This is a genomic window from Gemmatimonadota bacterium, from assembly GCA_026702745.1.
Taxonomy (GTDB): Bacteria; JAAXHH01; JAAXHH01; order JAAXHH01; family JAAXHH01; genus JAAXHH01.
Genome location: JAPPBT010000084.1, coordinates 1 through 2,120 on the forward strand (window position 1 = coordinate 1; position 2,120 = coordinate 2,120).

2 protein-coding genes are annotated in these 2,120 nt (G+C 63.7%); both read left to right on the plus strand.

Annotated elements, in window-relative coordinates:
* Positions 1–1,200 (plus strand): AMP-binding protein (locus tag OXH56_14690; GenBank protein ID MCY3556558.1); only part of this gene is annotated, 1,200 nt, incomplete at its 5' end.
* A gap of 39 nt (positions 1,201–1,239) precedes the next feature.
* Positions 1,240–2,120, plus strand: an 881-nt coding sequence (locus tag OXH56_14695; protein ID MCY3556559.1) for a site-2 protease family protein, incomplete at its 3' end; no start/stop codon positions are given.

Consider the following 2,120-nt stretch of genomic DNA (forward strand, 5'->3'; position numbering starts at 1 on the left):
CTGATCTACACCTCGGGCACGACCGGCCGGCCCAAGGGCGTAATGCTGTCCCACCGGAACATCATGTCCAACGTGGTGGCCGCCAGCCAGGTCATCTCCATCACCTCCGACGACAGTTTCGTCTCCGTGCTCCCCCTGCACCATACCTTCGAATGCACCGCCGGGTTCCTCGCGCCGGTTTATAACGGCGCCATGGTGTCCTACGTGGGCAGCCTCAACTCGAGAGACATCGTCGAGACCATGAAGGACTCCAGGGCGACGATCATGCTGGCCGTCCCGCTCCTTTACGAGAAGATGTACCAGGGGATCATGCGCAAGGTCGGCTCCCAGCCCGCGGTCACGCGGACCGTGTTCAACCTCCTGATGGGCGTGGTGAAACTGGGCGAGAAGTTCAACAAGCGCATGGGCACGGCCCTGTTCCGAAGCCTTCGCGACAAGGGCGGGCTGGGGACCATCCGATTCTTCGTATCCGGCGCCGCCGCCCTGCCGCCCGAGGTAGCCGAGGGATTCGATCGCCTGGGGCTGCGCATCCTGCAGGGTTACGGGCTCACGGAAACGTCTCCGGTCGTTTCCGTGCATCGCGTGGAGCAACCTCCGAAACCCGATTCCGTCGGACCACCCATAAACGGCGTGGACGTGGAAGTCGTGAATCCGGACGACACGGGCGTGGGTGAAATCGTCGTCCGGGGCGAGAACGTGATGCTGGGTTACTACAACAATCCCGAGGCCACGGCCGAGGTGCTCAAGGACGGCGCGCTGCACACCGGCGATTCGGGATGGATCGACGACGAGGGGCATGTCCACATCGCGGGCCGGCTCAAGAACGTGATCATCACCCGGGCCGGCAAGAACATCTATCCGGAGGAAATCGAGGGTGAACTCGTCCTCAGTCCCTACATCGCCGAGGCACTCGTCTTCGGCGCCGAGAATCCGGATTCGGGAGAAGAATACGTCCGTGCGGTCGTAGTCCCCGACTTCGAAGTCCTCGAAGAGGAGGGCGTGCAGGACGACGACGAGACCCTGACCGCGCTCATGAACCACGAGGTGCGGGAGCGGTGCGGGAACCTGGCGGACTACAAGCGCGTCAGAGAAGTGGAGCTGCGCCGGGAAGAGTTCTCCAAGACTTCCACGCGCAAGATCAAGCGTTTTCTCTTCAAGACCGGGCAGGAGAGCCCAGCGGAGGACACCGCCGGCCAGTGAGGGAGCTGCCGCGATCCCCTGAAGGCGGAATCACGATCCATGGATAACAGGCTACACCCACCCGATTCGGATCCGGCGCCGCATTCCCCTGAGGATACGCTCCCCCATGTCATGCAGGCGGACGCAGCCGGCCAGCAGCGCACGCATTGGCGCCGCCCCGCCGTCCTGTTCGCCTGTACCTTCCTGACCACCCTGATCTCCGGCACGATCATGGAGCACCCCACGGTTCCGCCGCTGGTGGTGTTGTTCACCCTGGTGACCGTCCCGTCGCTACTCCTGGACGGCCTGCCCTTCTCTCTGTCGGTCCTCGGCATACTCATGGCCCACGAGATGGGCCACTATCTCTACGCCAGGTGGTACGGCGTCCACACCTCGCTGCCTCATTTCATCCCCTCGCCCTTCTTCTTCATCACGCCGAACCCGGGTACCTTCGGCGCCGTCATCGTGACAAAGGCGCCCTACCCGAACCGGCAGGCCCTGATGGACATCGGCGCCGCCGGTCCCATCGCCGGTTTCATCGTGGCGGTCCCGATCATGGCATACAGCCTGGTCGGCGCCCGGGTGGATCTCATGCCCGGAGAAGGGGAGGGCCTCTACCTGGGCGAACCCCTGGTGTTTCAGGCACTTGCGTACCTGATTCACGGCCCGTTACCCGAGGATTACACTATCTACCTCGATTCCGTGGGTTTGGCGGCATGGTTCGGCTGCCTGGTCACCATGCTCAACCTGCTGCCGGTGGGCCAGCTGGACGGCGGTCATATCCTGTATGCCTTCACGGGGGGCGCGACAGGAGGCAGGCGCCTGCAGAGAAACCTCGCGCTCGCCAGTTTTGCGGCGCTGGCCGTGCTGGGGTGGTATTCGCCGGGATGGTGGGTGTTCGGAGTACTGCTGCTGTTGATGGGCAGGTTCAGCGGTTTCCG